We start from the raw sequence: 18,683 nt of genomic DNA on the forward strand, positions 1-18,683 counted from the left end.
ACGGAAGGGGACTACACGAAGTCCGGCATGACCTTCTCCGCGAAGACCCTGATCGACGACATGATCAGTTCGTGGGGAACGGTCCCGACCTGCATGACGAGGGCCAGTTCGTCGACGCCCGCCGCGGCGAACCTCGCGACGGTCTCCCTGGCGCGGACCGGGTCGCCGACGACGGCGGTGAGCGCGCCCTCCGAGCGTGCGGCCATGGCCGCGGCGAGCGCCTCCTCGGTCAGGTCGCCGCGGGGGACGGGCAGGCGCCCGGTGGGCCGGTCACGGTAGGCGTAGTACTCCTTCATCGCGTCCCAGAAGAAGCGGGCGCCGCGGAAGCCGTGGGTGCAGGCGAGCCGGTCGTCCTCCAGCACGAGCGCGGTGGGCGTGCACACGTAGCGGCCCGTCTTGGCGTAGGCCGACGGCGCGGCCGCGTCCCAGTTGGCCCGGTAGGCCGCGACCTTGGCGGCGAGTTCGGCGTCGGTCCCGGCGGCGAAGTTCAGCGCGCCGATCCCGAGCGATCCGGCCAGTTCCGCCGTCCTGGCGTTGGTGCACGCCGCGAACATCGGCGGATGCGGCCGCTGCACCGGCTTCGGCACGATCTGCGTCGGCGGGATGTCGTACCGCTCGCTGTGCCATTCGAAGACGTCGTCACGCCACATCCGAGGGATCATCTCCAGCGCCTCGGCCCATTCGTCGTGCAATTTCGCCGGGTCGTTGGAGAACGCGTCCTGCTCGGTCCTGCTGCCGCTCTTGCCCGACCCCCAGTCGACCCGGCCCTCCGAAAGAATGTCCAGGGCCGCGATTCGCTCGGCGATCCTGATCGGATGGTTGTAGTTGCCGGGAGTGAGCGTGACGCCGTGCCCGATCCGGATGCTCCGGGTCCGCGCCGCGACATAGGCGAGGAAGATCTCGGGCGCCGACGAGTGCGCGTACTCGTAGAGGCCGTGGTGCTCGGCGGCCCAGATCCCCTGGTAGCCGAGCGCGTCGGCGAGCACCGCCTGCTCGGCGCAGTCGTGGAAGAGGCGCCGTTCGGACGCCGCTCCCGGCTCGGATATCTGCATTTCAAAGAAAAGCGAAAACCGCAACCCGAGCCCCCGAGTCCCCGTAAGGCAAGCGCTATCAGTACAGAGAAAGTCCTTCTACGGCATTCCCATATCTACCAACACGAACAAACCCTGCCCAGGTTCCGCTCTGGCCACATGCGGACGGCCGCCCGGCCGCCCCGCTTAATATTGAATTATCAACGGTCAATGCGGGGGAAACGGATCATCGGCGGCGGCCGTGCGGGGGATCCGGCGGCTCACGGCTCGATCAGGCCGGCGCGGATGGCGTAGCGGGTCAGCGCCAGCCGGTCGTGCAGGCCGAGCTTGTCCAGCAGGTTCGCCCGGTGCCGCTGGACGGTCTTGACGCTGATGGCCAGCGTTTCGGCGATCTCCTTGGAGGAGTGGCCTTCGGCGATGAGCTTGAGGACCTCCTCCTCCCGCGCCGTCAGGACGGTGTCGGGCACCTCGCGGCCCTGCCTGACCCGGTCCAGGTACTCGCGGACCAGGGTGGCGACCGCGTCCGGGTAGACGAAGGACTCGCCGCGCATGGCCGCGTGGCACGCCTCGATCAGGTCCCTGTCGGCGGCGGACTTCAGGACGTAGCCGCAGGCGCCCGCCTTGAGGGACTGGAAGAAGTACTGCTCGTTGTCGTGCATCGACAACATCAGGATGCGCAGGCCCGGCTGCAGCCGCGACAGCTCCCGCGCGGCCTGCAGGCCGGTCAGCCGCGGCATGGCCACGTCGAGGACGGCCAGGTCGATCGGATGGTGGGCGCGGGCCAGGGCGACGGCCTCGGCTCCGTCGCCCGCTTCGGCGGCGACCTCGAAGCCGGGTTCGCCGTTGAGGATCAGGCGCACTCCGCGGCGGACCAGGGCGTGGTCGTCGGCCAGGAGGATGCGGGTCGTGGGCATGGCGGTCATGTCGGTCGGGAGCCTTCGCGCAGGAGGGGGATGGTCAGGGACAGCAGGGTGCCGCCGCCGGGGCGGGGCCCCACCTCCAGGCGGCCTCCCACCAGCAGGGCCCGTTCGCGCATCCCGCGGATCCCGGCGCCCTCGCGGGCCGTGCCGATGCCGTGGCCGTCGTCGGTGACGCGCAGGACCACGGCGTCGGCGGACAGGTGCAGTTCCAGCTCGGCGTGCACGGCCTCGGCGTGCCGGGCGACGTTGGTCAGCCCCTCCTGGGCGACGCGGTAGAGCACGAGCTCGGTCTCCGGGTCCAGCGCGGGCAGGCCCGGCCGGAACCGCCGGGTGACCGCCAGGCCGGTGTGGGCGGAGATCTCGGTGCTCAGGGAGGTCAGCGCGCTGCCCAGGCCCAGGTCCTCCAGGACGCCCGGACGCAGCCGGCGGGCCAGGCGGCGCACCTCCTCCAGGCTCTCCCTGGTGACCTCCTGGGCGTCCAGCAGGTCCGCGTGCAGGGGCTCGGAAGTGCGGTCGGCCAGCCGCCGCAGGCTCAGCAGCACCGCGGTCAGGCTCTGGCCGACCTCGTCGTGCAGCTCCCGGGCGATGCGGCGCCGCTCGGCCTCCTGGGCGGACAGCACCCGGGCGCTGGCGTCGGCCCGCTCGGTCTCCAGCCGGTCCAGCATGGCGTTGAAGGTGCTGATCAGCCCGGTGAGGCCGCCCCTGCCCGGGACCGGCAGCCTGCGGCCGGGCTGGAGCAGGTCCACGGTGGTCATCAGCCGCGACAGCCGGCTCAGCGGCGCGAGGCCGATCCGCAGCAGGGCGGCGTTGGCGATCAGCATCACGGCCAGCCCGGAGAGCAGGACGACCGCCTCGGTCAGCAGTACCGGCACCGACACGGTCACCGGAGCCCACAGCAGCAGCGCCGTGGCCGCGCCCAACACCAGGGCGTTGAGCCCGAAGATCCGCCAGAACAGGAACACCGGATGCGACACCTCCTCGACTGTCACGGGTCCCTCCCACTATGGGCCACGTCCCGCACGGACGCCCCCGGGGCCGTCGGCGGCGCCGGGACGCGCTCACGGCCCCGGCCGCGCGGCGGCGGGCCCCGGTGAGCGGGGCGGAAGGGAGGGGAAGAAAGGGGGGAGAGAGAACGCCGGTGCGGGCCGGTCAGCCCCGCTCGGCGACGAGCGCGGCCTGCTCCAGCATGGCCTGCACCGGCTGGTCCCGGCGGAGGTCCACGCCGAGGGACCGGGCATGTCCTTCCAGGAGGTACCACACCGAATCGCTCAGCGAGGTCACGAGCACCGGCGCGGGGGGCCTGCCCTCACCGAGCACCAGCCAGCGCCGGACGGCGCTGAAGACCGCGCCCACGAGGCCGAAGGACAGCGGGTCGATCATCGCGCGCTCCTCGTCCCGCAGGGGCGCGCCGAGCGCGTCGAGGGCGGTGACGACCACGCTCATGACCTGCTCGGCGATGCGCTCCAGGCCGCGCTGCAGGGGGCCGGCGGCGGGGGCGGCGGGCTCGGCCTCGGCGAGCCGGTGCAGGGAGGGGTGGGCGACGGCCCAGCTCACGTAGCGGGAGACGACCCGCTCGATGATGTCGGGAATGGTGCCGTCGAGGGTGACGGCGGGCAGCAGCTCGTCGGCCAGGGAGTCGACGACCGCCGTCAGCACGGCGCGGTCGAGGCCGGCGCGGTCGGCGAAGTGCCGGTAGATCACGCTGCGCGTGAGGCCCGCCCGCTCGGCGATCTGCTGGAGGTGGACGTGGGTGCCGGGCTCGTTCTCCTCGATCACCGCGATGGCGGCGCCGACGATGTGCTGCTGCCGTTCGTGGTTGTGCCGGTCCCAGCGGGCCTGGCGTCCGTCGGGACGCTCCGGCGCGTGATCCGGCACCGACATCGTGCGACTCCGTTCTCGACTTCCTCAGCGTGTGCTGCCGCCAGCGTAGCGGCCCGCACGCCGGTCGCGGGCCGCCACCCGCTCGAGCTCGGCGACGTCGACGATCTTCCGGCGGGGCCGTCCGGCGGACGCTCCGCGTTCGCGCTCCTCCTCGTCGATGGCCAGCCACCCGGCCAGGCCGATGACGGGCACGCCGCGGCCGCGCAGCTCCTCGCCGAGTCGGCGCGGATCACGCGGGCTCCGGTCGAGCAGTCCCGCGTCGAGGTCGTCGAGCAGGCATGAGACCGTTTCCCGGGCGCACGCCTTGTTGGTGCCGATGAACCCGGTCGGGCCGCGTTTGGCCCACCCCGCGACGTACACGCCCGGACGGACCCTGCCGCCGGTGTTGCGCACCGTGTGGGTGTCCGGGTCGTGGGGGAGGTCGCGGACGGGCAGGCCGCGGTAACCGACCGAGCGCAGGACCATGCCCGCCTCGAGCGGTTCGGTGCGGTCGGTGAGCCGGGCGCGGAGCACCCCGTTCTCATCGGGGACGAGCTCGGTGCGGGCCACCAGGAGCCCGCTCGCCCGGTCGGTGCCGAGCACCTCGACGGGCGCCGTGTGGAAACGCAGGACCAGTGTGCGCAGCGCCGGATCCACCGGGCGGCGGGCCAGTTCCGCCAGCACCGGGAGCCGCGGGTCGTCGCCCTCCAGGTCCTCGGGCGCCGCCTCGATCCGGATGTTGACGCCGTCGTGCGCGGCGAGCCCGACGAGCTCGGGGAGGGTGAACGCCGCCTGCGCGGGGCCGCGGCGGCCCAGGACCACCACCTCGCGGACCCGGCTCGCCGTCAGCGCGGCCAGGGCGTGGTCGGCGATGTCGGTCGCGGCGAGCCGCGCGGGGTCGGTGGTGAGGACGCGCGCGACGTCGAGGGCGACGTTGCCGTTGCCGACCACGACGACCCGTTCGCAGTCCAGGCGCACGTCCAGGTCCCGGTGGTCGGGGTGGCCGTTGTACCAGCCGACCAGGTCGGTGGCCGACAGGGAGCCGGGGAGGTCCTCGCCGGGCACGCCGAGCGGGCGGTCGGCGGCGGCGCCGACCGCGTACACCACCGCGTGGTGGTGGCGCAGCAGCTCCTCGAGGGTGACGTCCTGGCCGACCTCCACCCCCAGCCGGTAGCGGAAGCCGGGCTGGGACTCGATGTCGCGGAACAGCTCCTCGGCGCGCTTGGTGTCCTGGTGGTCGGGTGCGACGCCGGCGCGCAGCAGCCCGTACGGCGTGGGGAGCCGGTCGTAGACGTCGACGCTCACCTCGGGGTGCTTGAGGAGTTCGTCGGCGGTGAACAGCCCGGCCGGTCCCGCCCCGACCACGGCGACGCGCACCGGGGCGGGGTCCAGCAGGCGGCGCTGCGGCGGCACGAGCGCCAGCGGCGTGCGGTCGGCGTGCGGGTGCTCGCGGTAGTAGGAGGCGTTGATCTCCAGGAAGGGCAGCTCGTGGGGCTGCAGCTTCGTGTGCGGGACGATCGCGTCCACCGGGCAGGCGGTGGCGCAGGCGCCGCAGTCGACGCAGGTGGCGGGGTCGACGTGCAGCATCTCCGCCTCGGCGAACCCGGGTTCGCCCGGAGCCGGATGGATGCAGTTGACGGGGCAGGCGACGACGCAGGAGGCGTCGTTGCAGCACGACCGCGTGACGACGTACGGCATGTGGTGGTTCTCCCGATCAGGACGCGGCGGAGGCCGGCTCGCTGCGGAACCTGGAGGGCCTGCCGTCGATGCGGCACATCCGCCACACCTTCCGGGAGACGGGGTTCATCAGGTCGAGGGATTCGGCGAGCATGCGGACGTCGGCGAAGAAGTCGCGCAGAGTCTTGCGGGACTCGGGGTCGCGCCACCAGATCTCGCGCGCGACGGACCGGGGAATGCCCATTCCGCGGCGTGCCTCGCTTCCGGGGACCATGATGACGTCGCACAGCCAACGCATGATCAGCGGGAAGAGGACGGACAGGACGGCGCGGCGCACCCGGCCGAGCCGCGGCACGTGGTGCTGCAGGAACCGGTGCGCGAAGCCGATGTGGCGGGCCTCCTCCGCGATGTGGATCTGCATGATCCGCTGCAGCAGCGGGTGCGCCTGCGCCCCGGCCCGCAGCACCGACTTCTGCAGGTGGTCGATGGGCTCCTCACCGGCCAGGACGCCGACGAAGAACGCGGCGGGCACCCACGCGGCGGCCAGCGACATGAACGGGGCCGTCATGCGGAAGAGCCGCGTCCCGCCGGGCACGTCGACGCCCGAGCGGTTCACGAACTCCTGGAACATCTGCGTGTGGTGGCACTCCTCGGTCGCCTCGTGCGTGGAGTACCGGAACTCGGGGTCGCCGTTGCGCAGCCGGAACGCGTGCTGCATCAGCCCGGCGATGAGGACCTGCTCGAACTGCAGGCCCACCTTGTTGATGTTGGCCTGCCGGTAGAGCCCGATCTCGATCTGGCGCTCCCTGGGCAGCGAGCGGTACCAGGGGTGGCGCCCGAGCACGTCCTCCTGCGGCAGGATCCACCGCTCGTCGTCGGCGCGCACCTCGTACGCGGGGTCGTCCCAGGGGATGTCGAGGAACGCGTCGAAGTGCCGGTGCACGGACGCCTCCGACAACGTCCGCAACGTCTCGTGGTAGTCCGGCTCGCGCCGGTCCCGCCCGGCGCCGCGCGCGGCGGTCGCGGTCAGCCCTGCAGTACTCATCTCGGCACCTTCCTCGTCGCGGATCCCTTGCCCCGAGGTTAGTGCGACATGCTGTCGCAAGTAAAGAGTTAATGAGACGCGATGTCGCACGAACTTCCGCGGCGCGGACCGCCGGCTACCCCGCCCAGGGCCGCAACTTCTCCGGATTGCGGACCGCCCAGATCCGGGTGACGCGGCCGTCGGCGACCTCGAACGAGGCCACGGTCGTGACGGCGCCTGCATACCGGGCCACCAGGCCCGGCGCGCCGTTGACCGACCGCTCCAGGAGCTCCAGACCGGGAGCCGTGTCGGCGATGGCGACCAGGTACCGGGCGATGCGCGCACCGCCTTCGACCGGGCGCAGGACGGTGCCGACCATGCCGCCGCCGTCGGCGGTCATCACGGCGGCCGGGTCGAGGAGGCCGACGAGGGCCGCGATGTCCTTGGCCTCCCACGCCTCCTTGACCCGCCGTACGGTCTCGGACCGCCCGGCCGCCCCCACCGGATCCCGCGCGACGTGCACCCGCCGCCGGGCGGAGGCCGCGAGCTGCTTGCAGGCCGCGGGGGTCCGGCCGAGGACGCCGGAGATCTCGGCGAAGGGGTACCGGAAGACGTCGTGCAGGACGAACGCCACCCGCTCGGCGGGTGTCATCGACTCCAGGACGACGAGGAAGGCCATGGTCACCGATTCGTCCAGGACCATCTGGTCGGCGGGGTCGGTGCCGTGGCCCCGCTCGGCGCGGTCGGGCAGCGGGTCGGGCAGCCACGCGCCGACATAACGTTCACGCCGTGCCCGCGCCGAGCCGAGCACGTCCAGGCAGATGCGGCCGGTCACCGTCGTCAGCCAGGCGCCGGGCGACACGATCTCCTCCCGCCGGTTCGGCGGCAGTGCGTACCAGCGTGCGTAGGCCTCCTGTACGGCGTCCTCCGACTCGGCCAGCGAACCGAGCAACCGGTAGGCGATGTTGATCAACAGGCGTCGCTCACCGGCCGCCCCGTCGGTGTCCGCCCCGGCCGTCTCCATGCTCCGGCCGCCTCCTCGCCTTACCTTTCACAGGCCCATGTCGTCGGGTCGGTGAGACCTTATCGATCCACTGCCCCCGGGCGGAAAAGAGGAACGTGGCATGGCGACCCAGGCGACGGCACGGCGCCGCTTCTCGTTTCTGCAGATCGCGATCGCGCTGCAGACCCTGACCATCTTCCTTCAGGCGGTCTCCGCCGGACTGCTGCTGACCTCGTCCTACGGAGAGGCGCTGCACAGCGCCGGAGCCCGCGTGATGTACGGGGCGGCGATGCTGTACCTGCTCGCGGCGGTGCTGGCGTGGAAGCCGGGCGGGGGCCCGTCCAGGCCCGTCTGGCACGCGTCCGGCTTCCTCGTCCTCGCCTCGGCCCAGGTCCTGCTCGGCATCGCGCACGTACCGTCGGTCCATCTGCCCCTGGGCGTCCTGATGTTCGGGCTGAGCGTGCTGGCGCTGGCGCGGCGCTGAGGCCCGCGCTCAGCGCCCTCCGCGGCCCCTCAGCGGCTCGCCTTCTGCTGGCAGCCGACGCAGCAGCGCGCGTACGGCAGGATCTCGAGCCGCTCGACGGGGATGGGGCGGCTGCAGCGCACGCAGTTCCCGTAGGCGCCGGCCTCCAACCGCTCCAGGGCCGCGTCGATGTCCTCGACCACCCGCCGGATGGAGGCGAGCTGGACGTCCGCGATCTCACCGGCTCCCGAGTCCTCGCCCTCCAGGAGGGCGGTCAGCTGGGCGAGCCGGTTCTGGCGCTCCTGCTCCAGCCGACGGCGCGCCTCCCCGGAGTCCAGACGTCCGGGTCGCGGCATGTCCTGGCTGGCGTACGTCGACATCAAGGCTGCCCTTTCGTGCGGTGTCAGGGTGGACGGGGTGTTATCAAAACCCCCCTTTCTTCAGTCTGGACGGCACGTCCGTCCGCCACCATCGGTCGCAGGCCCCATTAACGGGGGGCCGGATGGTGTAGGAGCCGGACGGTCAAGGGCGGACGGCGACACCCAGGATCTGGGGCGCGGCGGGGAAGGGAACCTGGGTCTGCGCGGTGCCGAGCCTGTCGATCCGGTCGATGGTGAAACCGGCACGCTCGATCGCCGTGGCGGTGTCGCGGGCGCAGTGGCAGCCGCCGCCGAAGAACGGGTAGACCGTGGCGTCCAGGGCCTTCTGCACGCGGCGGCGGCCCGGCGACGCGGCCTGGACGTGCTCGAAGAACCTCAGCTGCCCGCCCGGCCTGACCACGCGGAACATCTCGGCGAGCGCGGTCGCCTGGTCGGGAACGCTGCACAGCACCAGGGACGCGACCGCTGCGTCGCAGGAGGCGTCTTCGGCGGGGAGCCGGTCGGCCACGCCGTCCACGACCTCGACGGGGGCGGCGGCGCGCTTCGCGTTGGCCTGCGCGAGGGAGCGAAGGTGGGGCTCGGGCTCGACGGCGAGGATCCCGGTGACGGCGGCGGGGTAGTGGGCGAAGTTGAGGCCGTTCCCGGCGCCGACCTCGATCACCCGGCCCGACAGGCCCTCCAGCAGGGTGCGGCGGTGGGTCGCGAGACCGCGCTCCATGGCGAGGCTGGTCCGCGCGTAGAAGCGGGCGAAGAGCGGGTGCCGGTGGGTCATGGTCGTCTCCTCGGGAGGGGGGTGCGTCATGTCGGTGGTGTCCCCGTCCCCGCGTTGCGAAACGGACTCGCGTTCATGAGGGACTTGTGGGGGAAATGCGGGTTCGTCAGGCTCGGGAGGGACAGATGGTGCATCGAGGGGAGAAACGATGAGACGGAGCGGACCGGTCACGGCCGCGGTGCTGACGGCGGCCCTGGCGTTCGCGCCCGCCGCGCACGCCGCGGAGCGGTTCACGCCGGGGGCGGCGGGGGCGGGAGACCCGTACTTCCCGGAGAACGGGAACGGAGGGTACGACGTCCGGGACTACGACCTGACGTTCCAGTTCGAGCCTTCGACCGGGGCGATCACCGCCACCGCGCGCATCCAGGCCAGGGCGACGCAGAACCTCTCGTCGTTCAACCTCGACTTCCTCGGCCCGCTGGAGGTCGACGACGTCAGGGTGAACGGACGGGCGGCCTGGAAGCGGGAGGGCGCGCAGGAGCTCGTCATCACCCCGCGCAAGGGGATCAGGGCCGGCAAGAAGTTCACGGCGACGGTGAAGTACCACGGCGTCCCCCAGCGCATCGACGATCCCGCGCTCGGCACGTCCGGCTGGATCGCCACGGACGACGGCGCGGTGGCGCTGAACCAGCCGTTCGGCGCCGCCACCTACTACCCCGTGAACGACACCCCGCGCGACAAGGCCACCTACAGCGTCACGGTCACGGCGCCGTCCGGGCTCAAGGCGCTGTCGAACGGCGAGAAGGTGAAGGAGCGGACGCGCGGCGGCCTCACCACCGTCACCTGGCGGATGCGGCACCCGATGGCCAGCGAGCTGGCCATGCTCGCGATCGGCAGGTTCAACGTGACGGCGGGGCGGACCCCCTCGGGCATCCCGTCGGTCACCGCGATCGACTCGGCTCTCGACACCGCCCCGGACCAGTCGAAGACGTTCTTCGACACGACGAACACCGTGACCGACTGGATGCGCGAGACCTGGGGCCCCTATCCGTTCACCTCCACCGGCGGCGTCGTCGACCGCATCGGCGTCGGCTACGCCCTGGAGACCCAGGGCCGCTCGGTCTACGACGTGGGCGAGCCGGGCCGCCAGCCGAACACCGGGACGATCGCGCACGAGCTGGCCCACCAGTGGTTCGGCGACAGCGTCACGCCCTACCTGTGGAAGGACATCTGGCTCAACGAGGGCTGGGCCACCTACAACGACTGGCTGTACACCGAGGCCACCGGCGGCCGCACCGCGCAGGCCGCGTTCGACGCCTCCTACGCCCGCGCCGCGGACCACGCGGCATGGCAGACCGTCATGGGCGACCCGGGCCGCGACGGCATCTACAACTGGTCGTCCTACACGCGCGGCGCGATGACCCTCCACGTCCTCCGAACGAAGATCGGTGACGAGAAGTTCTACCGCCTCGGCCGCACCTGGGCCGCGAAGTACAAGGACGGCAACGTCACGACCGCCGACTTCAAGGAACTCGCCGAGAAGGTCTCCGGACAGGACCTCGACGCGTTGTTCACCGCCTGGGTCTACACCCCGGGCAAGCCCGCCCTGTAGAGGGGACGACGAGCGGGACGCCCCGGGGCGTCCCGCTCCCGGAAAGCGCCGGATGATCACCTGTGGGCAAGGACATGTGTTAGTCTTCTCGAAGCAGTGACAACCGGGTCGGCTGCGAGAGCAGAAAGGGGAGGTGAGTTGATGACCGTCGTGAAGACCGCTGCCGTGCGCAGCGCCCGCCGGACCATCCTCACGTCCCGGGTCCCGGTCTGAACTGACATTGATGCCCCCGTTGGAGCCCTGGCGGCTCGCGGTAGGCAGCACTCCGTGTTGATCGGGGCCCCTGTTCAAGGGTCTCTACGTTGTCTCGACCTTCCTCTCATCATGATCATTCGTATTCCCTGGCGGACTACGGCTGGGACGAGGCGTGTGAGCGCGCCTTCGCACCCCATCACGCCGCCGGGCTGATCCCCGCCCGTGTCGTGCGAGCCGAACGCGGCTCGTGCGAAGCGATCACGGACGCCGGAATCGTCCGTGCGCAGATCCCCGACACCGGTCAGGGCGATCCGCTGTCGGCGCCGTGCACCGGCGACTGGGCGGCCCTGCGCCCCGCCGCCGGCCGTGGACCGGTGCTGGACGCGGTACTGGAGCGGCGCACCGCCCTGGTGCGCTCGTCCGCTTCGCGTACCTCGCACGGCCAGGTCCTGGCCGCCAACGTCGACACGGTGGTGGTGACGGTGTCGCTGGCCGCCCCGCTCAACCACGGCAGGACCGAACGCATGCTCGCCCTGTCCTGGGAGAGCGGCGCCCAGCCGCTCGTGGTGCTCACCAAGGCCGACGAGTGCGCCGACGCGCAGTCGGCCGCACACGAGGTGTCCGAGATCGCCCCCGGGGCGGACGTGCTGGTCACCAGTGCCGTGACCGGGCAGGGCCTGGACACCCTGACCGCCGTCCTGACCGGCACCGTCGTGCTGCTCGGACCCTCCGGGGCGGGCAAGTCCACCCTGGGCAACCGGCTGCTGGGCGAGGAGCGGCTGGCCACCGGCGCCGTCCGCGAGGGCGACGGCAAGGGCCGGCACACCACCGCGTGGCGGGAGCTGCTCCCGCTGCCCGGCGGCGGCGTCCTGCTGGACACCCCCGGCCTGCGCGCGATCGGACTGCACGACGCCCAGGACGGGTTGGAGCAGACCTTCGCCGAGATCGAGCACTTCGCACAGGACTGCCGGTTCGCGGACTGCGCGCACGTGAGCGAACCGGGCTGCGCGGTCCTGGCCGCCGTGGCGGCCGACGAGATCCCCCAGCGCCGTCTGGACAGCTACCAGCGGCTGCTGAGGGAGAACGACTACGCCGCCTCCCGCACCGACGCGCGACTGCGCGCCGACCGCGAGGCCACCAAGAAGGAGATCACGCGGCACCTGCGCGCCACCTACCGGTTCCGGGGGAACCAGCAGTGAACGACACCGACACCCCCGACTTCAGAGAGAACGAGATCACCATGACCGCCTGGACCACCCGCTCGGAGACCGCCGCGGACATCCCCGCCATCCGTGAGATCCTGCTCGCGGCCTTTCCCACCGCCCTGGAGGCCGACCTCGTCGACGCCCTGCGCGCCGACCCGAAGGCGTGGATCGACGGACTGTCCATGGTCTCCATCGACCCCGACGGCGCTCCGGCCGGGTACGCGCTGATCACCCGGTGCCACGTCGACGGCGAGCCCGCCCTCGCGCTGGCCCCGTGCGCGGTGCCGCCCTCGGTCCAGCGCACCGGCGCCGGCTCCGCCGCCATCCGCTCCGCCCTGGACGCCGCCCGCGCCATGGGGGAGAACCTGGTCCTCGTCCTGGGCCACGCCGACTACTACCCGCGGTTCGGCTTCACCCCCGCCTCCCGCTTCGGCATCCGGGCTCCCTTCGACGTGCCCGACGAGGCCATGATGGCCATGGCCCTCGACGGGACCCGCCCGGTCCCGACCGGCACCATCGAGTACCCCGCCGCCTTCGGCGTCTGACACACCCCGTGGTGCCCGGGACCGTCTCTCCCGGGCACCACGCCCCCGTGACCGGAGACGTCCCGGTCGCGGGGGCCTGGAGCCCTCCACCGGCTCGTTTCACGGGCGGGGAGCCGGTCCGCGGAGATCGGCGGCCAGTTCGGCGGCGGTGGCGAGTTCCCTGGCGAGGGACTCGCGTTCGGCCTGGGCGAGTTCCATGGTCTCCACCTCGGCCAGGAGCGGCACCGCGCCGTCGGGGTCGCCGGTGCGGATCCGGAGTTCCGCCAGGTAGACCAGCGCGGGCAGCCTCTGGGCGTCCGGCGCGTCGGCGTGCCGGGCCAGCCCGGTCTCCAGCACCCGGATCCCGGCGTTCTCGTCGCCGTGGGAGTCGGCCTGGCGGGCGGCCGCGGCCACCACTCGCGCCAGCCGTCCCTCCGAGGCGTGCGGCTCGTCGGCGTCGTCCTTGTACCGGCTGATCCGCACCCAGTTCCCGCCGGGGTCGACCACCATGAACCCTCCCGCGGTGCCCTGCATGCGCCTGGGCCGGGTCATGCGCGGGATGCCGGACACCGGGATCTTGCCGAACCGCGCCCGCAGCCCGGCCGCGAACGACGCGTGCAGCGCCTCGGTGTCCGGTACGAGCACGATGACGTTCCCCATGGACTCGGCGGGGTCGAACTCCGGGACGCCGAAGAAGTGCAGCTCGATCCCGTCGCGGCGGACGGAGGCGTAGGGGTTGGGGCGCTCCTGGCGGTAGGTGACGTCGAAGCCGAGCGCCGTGTAGAACGGCAGGACGTCGTCGAGGTGGCGGCAGGGCAGGCAGGGGATGACCGTTTCGCTGCGCATAAAAACATCGTACAGCGTTCGGAGTATTTGCTACCGGAGGATTTCTGATGGAGTACGCGGGTCAAGGCGACCCCGCACGCACGATGGCACTGCTCTGGGACGGCCTGCCCGCCCCGCGGCGCGGCCCGCGGCAGCGGCTGGAGCTGTCGAGGATCGTCGACGCGGCCATCGCCCAGGCCGACCGCGCCGGTCCGGCCGCCCTGTCGATGCGGGCGCTGGCGCAGGAGCTCGGCGTCGGCGCCGCGTCGCTGTACACGTACGTGCCGGGCAAGGCCGAGCTGCTCGAACTCATGGTCGAGCGTGTCGCGGAGGTCCGGCCCCTTCCCGACAGAGGGGGCGGGTGGCGGGCGGGGCTGCGGGAGGTGGCCGCCGCCGACCTCGCCTCCTACCGGGCCCACCCGTGGCTGCTGCAGGTGTCCACGTCGCGGACCGTGTTCGGCCCGAACGTCCTCGCCCACTACGAGGCCGCGCTGGCCCTGCTCGACGGGCACGGGCTGGCCGCCGCGGGCGTCGTCGGCTGCGTCGCCGCCGTGGAGTCCTACACCCGGGGTGCGGCTTCGGCGGTCGTCGAGGCCGAGCAGGCGCCGGCGCGGACGGGCAGCAGCGACGACGAGTGGTGGGAGCAGCAGGTGCCGTTCCTGGGGGAACGCATGAGCGGGCGCTTCCCGCTGTTCGCGGCACTGGAGGAGGCGGGGGCGTTCGCCGTGTCGGACACGGCGCTGCCGTACACGGTGCAGCGCGCGCTGGACCGCTTCTCCTTCGGCCTCGAACTGGTCCTCGACTCCATCGGCACCCGGATCGAGGCCGCCGCGGATCACCGGTGACGGCGGCTCCACCCAGGCCGCCGCGCGCCGGCCTGGTGATCGGGGAACAAACACCCGCGCATGATGGTTCAATATTCAACTACCATCGGCGGGTGCCCGCCCGCACGGACAGGAAGGAGCCGTTCCCATGCAGTTCGGGATCTTCAGCGTCGCCGACATCACCCCGGACCCCACGACCGGGGCGGTGCCCACGGAGCAGGAGCGGATCCGCGGCATCGTGGAGAAGGCGAAGCTGGCCGAGGAGGTCGGGCTCGACGTCTTCGCCGTCGGCGAGCACCACAACCCGCCGTTCGCCACCTCCTCTCCCACCACGACCCTGGGGTTCATCGCCGCGAGGACCGAGCGGCTGCTGCTGTCGACGGCCACCACGCTGATCACGACCAACGACCCGGTCAAGATCGCCGAGGACTACGCCATGCTGCAGCACCTGTCCGGCGGCCGCGTCGACCTGGTCATGGGGCGCGGCAACACCGGTCCCGTCTACCCGTGGTTCGGCAAGGACATCCGCCAGGGCATCGAACTCGCCGTCGAGAACTACCACCTGCTGCGCCGCCTGTGGACCGAGGACGTCGTGGACTGGGAAGGGGAGTTCCGCACGCCGCTGCAGCGGTTCACCTCGACCCCGCGGCCCCTCGACGGCGTCGCGCCGTTCGTCTGGCACGGCTCGATCCGCTCCCCGCAGATCGCCGAGCAGGCCGCCTACTACGGCGACGGCTTCTTCCACAACAACATCTTCTGGCCGCTGCGCCACACCGGGCAGATGGTGGAGCTCTACCGGCAGCGGTTCGAGCACTACGGGCACGGCGCCGCCGACCAGGCGATCGTCGGCCTCGGCGGGCAGTTCTTCGCGCGGGAGAACAGCCAGGACGCGGTCCGCGAGTTCCGCCCCTACTTCGACAACGCGCCCGTCTACGGGCACGGCCCGTCGATGGAGGACTTCACCCGCGAGACCCCGCTGACCGTCGGCTCGCCCGACCAGGTCGTCGAGCGGTACCTGACCATGCGCGACCACGTGGGCGACTACCAGCGCCAGCTGTTCCTCGTCGACCACGCGGGCCTGCCGCACAAGACCGTGCTGGAGCAGATCGAGATCCTCGGCACGAAGATCGTCCCGGTCCTGCGCAGGGAGCTCGACGCGCTGCGCCCCGCGCACGTGCCGGACGCCCCCACCCACGCGTCCCTCGTCGCCGCCCGCGACGCGGCCCTGGCGGCCGAGGGCGAACCGCCGTACTCCGACGCCTACCGCTTCGGCACCGGCGACAACTGGACGGGGCTGACCGCCGAGGGCGGCGAGCAGGCCCGCCGCCAGGCCGAACTCAAGGAGCGCCGCGACCGGCAGCGCCTCGCCGCCTCGCCCGCCGGGAAGGGGACCGACCATGAGTGACCCGCGCCCGCTCAGCCTCGTGGTGGTCTCCTCGGGGCTGAGCGTCCCCTCCTCCACCCGCATGCTGGCCGACCGCCTCGCCGCGGCCACCCGCGAGGTCCTCGAACGCGACGGGCACGCCGTGCGGATCTCCGTCATCGAGGTCAAGGACCTCGGGCACGACATCGTCGACGCCACCCTGACCCGTTTCGCGAACGAGCGGCTCCAGTCCTCGATCGACGTGCTGAAGGCCGCCGACGGCGTCATCGCCGTCACCCCGACCTTCAACCTGTCCTACGCGGGGATCTTCAAGTCGTTCGTCGACGTCGTCGACCCGGGCACGTTCACCGGCGTGCCCGTGCTGCTCGGCGCGACCGGCGGCACCGCCCGGCACTCCCTGGCGATCGACTACGCGCTGCGCCCCCTGTTCGCCTACCTCAAGGCCGACACCGTCCCGACGAGCGTGTTCGCCGCCGCGGAGGACTTCGGCTCGGCCACCACCGCGAAGGACGCGGCATCCCTGGACGAGCGGGCCCTGCGCGCCGGGACCGAGCTGGCCCAGTACATGGCGCGCTTCGCCGGGATCACCGGCGGCGCGATCACCCCGACCAGGGCGCGCACCGCCCCGGCGGCCGCCTCGCCGGGACCCGCCGTCGACCAGCGCGGCCGCGCGGGCGCCCTGGACGAGTTCGCGGACTTCGTCCCGATGGGGGACCTGCTGGGCCGGTGAGCCCGGCCGGGCCCCGGCCCCACCGGGATATTCTTTCCGCGTGGGGGCGAGAGAGCGGATCTTGGATGCTGCCGCGGCCCTCGTGGAACGGTCGGGCTTCGAGGCCGTGAACATGGTGGCGGTGGCCCGGGAGGCCGGGGTCTCCCGGCAGACGGTCTACGCGCACTTCGGCGGCCGCGACGAGCTGCTGTCCGAGGCGATGGTCCGCGTCACGCAGCAGGTGCTGGGGCGGATCGACGCCCGGATCGCCGACGTGCCGGACGCGTCCGGGTACGTCGTGGAGCTCATCGTGGCGGTGCGGTCGGAGTGCCGCAGGCATCCCGTGCTGGGCGCCCTGCTGATCGCCGACCGGGGCAGCCCGCTGTTCGACGAGGAGCTCTTCGTCCAGGCCAAGCCGGTGGCCGAACGGTTCCTGGTGCCGCTGCTGGCGCGGGAGCCGCGGCTGGCCGCCCGGTTCGGCGACGTGGTGGAGATCATCCTGCGGAGCATCCTGTCCGTGCTGCTCTTCGACAGCGACACCGTCCGCACCGACGACGATCTGCGCTCCTTCCTGCGCTGGTCGCTGATCCCGGTCCTGGGGGTGGCACACGACCCCGTGATTGACACTCGTACTAATTAGTGTCCATTCTTCATTGACACTCGGACGGCTAACTGTCTAGTTTCAGGCGGGCCGCGCCTCGTCTGCGCCGCAGCTTGACCGGAATCCGACCGAGTGGAGCACACATGTCCTCATTGAGCCGCCGTTCCCTGATCGCCGGTGCCGCAGCCACCACGGGGCTGACCGCGCTGGGCGCGTCGCGGGCCGCCGCGTCCCGCCGACGGCGGGTGCCGGTGACGCGCGAGGAGCACCGCGTCGTCATCATCGGCTCCGGGTTCGGCGGCGGCGTGACGGCCCTGCGGTTCGCGCAGGCCGGGATACCCTCCCTGGTCCTGGAGCGCGGGGTCCGGTGGCCGACCGGCCCGAACGCCGAGACGTTCCCCCACGCCGCGTCCCCGGACAAGCGGATGTTCTGGCTGGGTTCCCCCGCCTCGATCTTCGGGATCAAGGTCCCCGGCTTCGAGGAGCCCTACACCGGGCTCCTGGAGCGGGTGTTCGGCAACGGGATGGACATCATCTGCGCCTCGGGCGTCGGCGGCGGCTCCCTGGTCTACCAGGGCATGACCATGCAGCCCGCCGAGGACGTCTTCAACGCCACCCTGCCGCAGGCCCTGGACTACGCCCGGATGAACAGCGAATACTACCCGCGCGTGGCCCGCATGCTCAAGCTCCAGACCGCCCCCGACGAGCTGATCAACAGCAGGTCCTACAAACCCGCCCGCGTCTTCGCCCGCAACGTGGAGCTGTCCGGCTACGACCTGACGAAGATCCACATGCCGATCGACTGGAACTTCGCGCTGCGCGAGCTCAACGGCGAGATGAAGCCGTCCTACACCAACGGCGACTGCGCCATGGGCGTCAACAACGGCGGCAAGCACTCCGTCGACGTCACCTACATCGCCGCCGCCGAGGCCACCGGCCTGGTCGCCGTCGCCACTCAGCACAACGTCACCGACGTGGCCATGGCCCCCGACGGCCGCTGGCAGGTCCACGTCGACCGCATCGCCACCGACGGGACCGTGCTGGAGAACAAGATCCTCACCGCCAAGGCCCTCGTCATGGCGGCCGGCCAGGCCGGCACCACCAGGCTGCTGATGCGCGCCGCCGCCAAGGGCCAGATCCCCGACATGCCCGACGGCCTGGGCACCGGCTGGGGCTCCAACGGCGACCGCATCTACCTGTGGACCAACCTCGCCGACGACTTCGGCGTCCCCCAGGGCGGCCCCGTCGTCTACGGCAGCACGGACTGGGCCGACCCCTCGAACGCCAACACCATCATCCAGGCGTCCCTCCCGCCGCTGCCCGCCAACCTGCGCTCCACCATGATGGTCGGCTACGGCGTCAGCTCCGACCGCGGCCACTTCACCTACGACTCCGCCAAGGACGACGCCGTCCTGCACTGGCCCAAGAAGGGCGACGACGCGGTCTACCAGAAGATCCACGCACGGGCCAGGAAGATCGCCGGACCGCTGTCCACCCTCCTGGACACCACCGCCGCCTACCCCTCCACCTGGCACCCCCTGGGCGGCGCCTCGATGGGGACGGTCTGCGACCTCGCCGGCCGGGTCAAGGGCCACCGCGGCCTCTACGTGCTGGACGGCGCGCTGATCCCCGGGACCACCGCGGCCTGCAACCCGTCGATGACGATCGCCGCGGTGGCCGAGCGCGCCACCGACGAGCTGGTCGCCCAGGACGCGGGCAAGGTGTTCTGAGCCC

General features: G+C 72.0%; 19 protein-coding genes. 9 read left to right on the forward strand and 10 right to left on the reverse strand.

Annotated elements, in window-relative coordinates; genetic code table 11:
* Window positions 1-11: 11 nt before the first annotated feature.
* The 7 genes from C2865_RS24340 to sigJ form a co-directional block, all read right to left on the reverse strand.
* A complete protein-coding gene (locus C2865_RS24340) occupies window positions 12-1,076 on the reverse strand; it encodes an LLM class flavin-dependent oxidoreductase (RefSeq protein WP_269802742.1) in 1,065 nt (354 codons plus the stop codon).
* 215 nt (window positions 1,077-1,291) lie between these two features.
* Complete coding sequence (locus C2865_RS24345) at window positions 1,292-1,954, reverse strand: response regulator (protein WP_106400876.1); 663 nt, start codon at window positions 1,952-1,954, stop codon at window positions 1,292-1,294.
* Window positions 1,951-2,940 carry a HAMP domain-containing sensor histidine kinase gene (locus C2865_RS24350; RefSeq protein WP_232835797.1) on the reverse strand — a complete coding sequence of 330 codons (990 nt, stop codon included), beginning with the start codon at window positions 2,938-2,940 and terminating at the stop codon, window positions 1,951-1,953. The genes C2865_RS24345 and C2865_RS24350 overlap by 4 nt, the downstream gene beginning before the upstream one ends.
* A gap of 160 nt (window positions 2,941-3,100) precedes the next feature.
* Window positions 3,101-3,832, reverse strand: a complete 732-nt coding sequence (locus tag C2865_RS24355; RefSeq protein ID WP_106400878.1) for a TetR/AcrR family transcriptional regulator — start codon at window positions 3,830-3,832, stop codon at window positions 3,101-3,103.
* Window positions 3,833-3,856: 24 nt separating this feature from the next.
* A complete protein-coding gene (locus C2865_RS24360) occupies window positions 3,857-5,509 on the reverse strand; it encodes an FAD-dependent oxidoreductase (RefSeq protein WP_106400879.1) in 1,653 nt (550 codons plus the stop codon).
* A gap of 16 nt (window positions 5,510-5,525) precedes the next feature.
* Window positions 5,526-6,533, reverse strand: a complete 1,008-nt coding sequence (locus C2865_RS24365; protein ID WP_106400880.1) for an AurF N-oxygenase family protein — start codon at window positions 6,531-6,533, stop codon at window positions 5,526-5,528.
* Window positions 6,534-6,648: 115 nt separating this feature from the next.
* Window positions 6,649-7,536 (reverse strand): RNA polymerase sigma factor SigJ, encoded by an 888-nt coding sequence (sigJ, locus tag C2865_RS24370; protein ID WP_106400881.1) that lies wholly within the window; start codon window positions 7,534-7,536, stop codon window positions 6,649-6,651.
* 100 nt (window positions 7,537-7,636) lie between these two features.
* On the opposite strand from sigJ, the gene C2865_RS24375 reads away from it, so the two are divergent.
* A complete protein-coding gene (locus tag C2865_RS24375) occupies window positions 7,637-7,999 on the forward strand; it encodes a hypothetical protein (protein WP_106400882.1) in 363 nt (120 codons plus the stop codon).
* 29 nt (window positions 8,000-8,028) lie between these two features.
* On the opposite strand, the gene C2865_RS24380 is transcribed toward C2865_RS24375, so the two are convergent.
* A complete protein-coding gene (locus C2865_RS24380) occupies window positions 8,029-8,358 on the reverse strand; it encodes a TraR/DksA family transcriptional regulator (RefSeq protein WP_106400883.1) in 330 nt (109 codons plus the stop codon).
* Window positions 8,359-8,500: 142 nt separating this feature from the next.
* Window positions 8,501-9,130 carry a class I SAM-dependent methyltransferase gene (locus C2865_RS24385; protein ID WP_106400884.1) on the reverse strand — a complete coding sequence of 210 codons (630 nt, stop codon included), beginning with the start codon at window positions 9,128-9,130 and terminating at the stop codon, window positions 8,501-8,503.
* A gap of 148 nt (window positions 9,131-9,278) precedes the next feature.
* Between C2865_RS24385 and C2865_RS24390 the strand changes: the two genes are divergently transcribed.
* From C2865_RS24390 to C2865_RS24400, 3 genes are all read left to right on the forward strand, one after another.
* Window positions 9,279-10,682, forward strand: coding sequence for a M1 family metallopeptidase (locus C2865_RS24390; protein ID WP_106400885.1), 1,404 nt, complete (start codon window positions 9,279-9,281; stop codon window positions 10,680-10,682).
* A 302-nt stretch (window positions 10,683-10,984) separates the two neighbouring features.
* The gene (rsgA, locus tag C2865_RS24395; protein WP_106400886.1) at window positions 10,985-12,076 is read left to right on the forward strand and encodes a ribosome small subunit-dependent GTPase A; all 1,092 of its coding nucleotides are present in this window, start codon (window positions 10,985-10,987) and stop codon (window positions 12,074-12,076) included.
* A gap of 41 nt (window positions 12,077-12,117) precedes the next feature.
* Window positions 12,118-12,627: a GNAT family N-acetyltransferase gene (locus C2865_RS24400; RefSeq protein WP_106401305.1), complete on the forward strand. Its 510-nt coding sequence runs from the start codon at window positions 12,118-12,120 to the stop codon at window positions 12,625-12,627.
* 99 nt (window positions 12,628-12,726) lie between these two features.
* Here C2865_RS24400 and C2865_RS24405 read toward each other — a convergent pair whose 3' ends face one another.
* Complete coding sequence (locus tag C2865_RS24405) at window positions 12,727-13,452, reverse strand: bleomycin resistance protein (RefSeq protein WP_106400887.1); 726 nt, start codon at window positions 13,450-13,452, stop codon at window positions 12,727-12,729.
* Between the two features lie 47 nt (window positions 13,453-13,499).
* On the opposite strand from C2865_RS24405, the gene C2865_RS24410 reads away from it, so the two are divergent.
* From C2865_RS24410 to C2865_RS24430, 5 genes are all read left to right on the forward strand, one after another.
* Window positions 13,500-14,276 (forward strand): TetR/AcrR family transcriptional regulator, encoded by a 777-nt coding sequence (locus C2865_RS24410; protein ID WP_106400888.1) that lies wholly within the window; start codon window positions 13,500-13,502, stop codon window positions 14,274-14,276.
* Window positions 14,277-14,403: 127 nt separating this feature from the next.
* Window positions 14,404-15,660 carry an LLM class flavin-dependent oxidoreductase gene (locus C2865_RS24415; protein ID WP_106400889.1) on the forward strand — a complete coding sequence of 419 codons (1,257 nt, stop codon included), beginning with the start codon at window positions 14,404-14,406 and terminating at the stop codon, window positions 15,658-15,660.
* Entirely contained in the window at window positions 15,653-16,369 is a 717-nt protein-coding gene (locus C2865_RS24420) for a CE1759 family FMN reductase (RefSeq protein WP_106400890.1), read from the forward strand. Before C2865_RS24415 ends, C2865_RS24420 begins: the two co-directional genes overlap by 8 nt.
* Window positions 16,370-16,430: 61 nt before the next feature.
* The gene (locus tag C2865_RS24425) at window positions 16,431-16,988 is read left to right on the forward strand and encodes a TetR/AcrR family transcriptional regulator (RefSeq protein WP_198653566.1); all 558 of its coding nucleotides are present in this window, start codon (window positions 16,431-16,433) and stop codon (window positions 16,986-16,988) included.
* Between the two features lie 104 nt (window positions 16,989-17,092).
* A complete protein-coding gene (locus C2865_RS24430) occupies window positions 17,093-18,679 on the forward strand; it encodes a GMC oxidoreductase (protein WP_106400892.1) in 1,587 nt (528 codons plus the stop codon).
* The last annotated feature ends 4 nt before the right edge of the window (window positions 18,680-18,683 follow it).

The organism is Actinocorallia populi, assembly GCF_002995495.1.
GTDB classification, from domain to species: Bacteria; Actinomycetota; Actinomycetes; order Streptosporangiales; family Streptosporangiaceae; genus Actinocorallia; species Actinocorallia populi.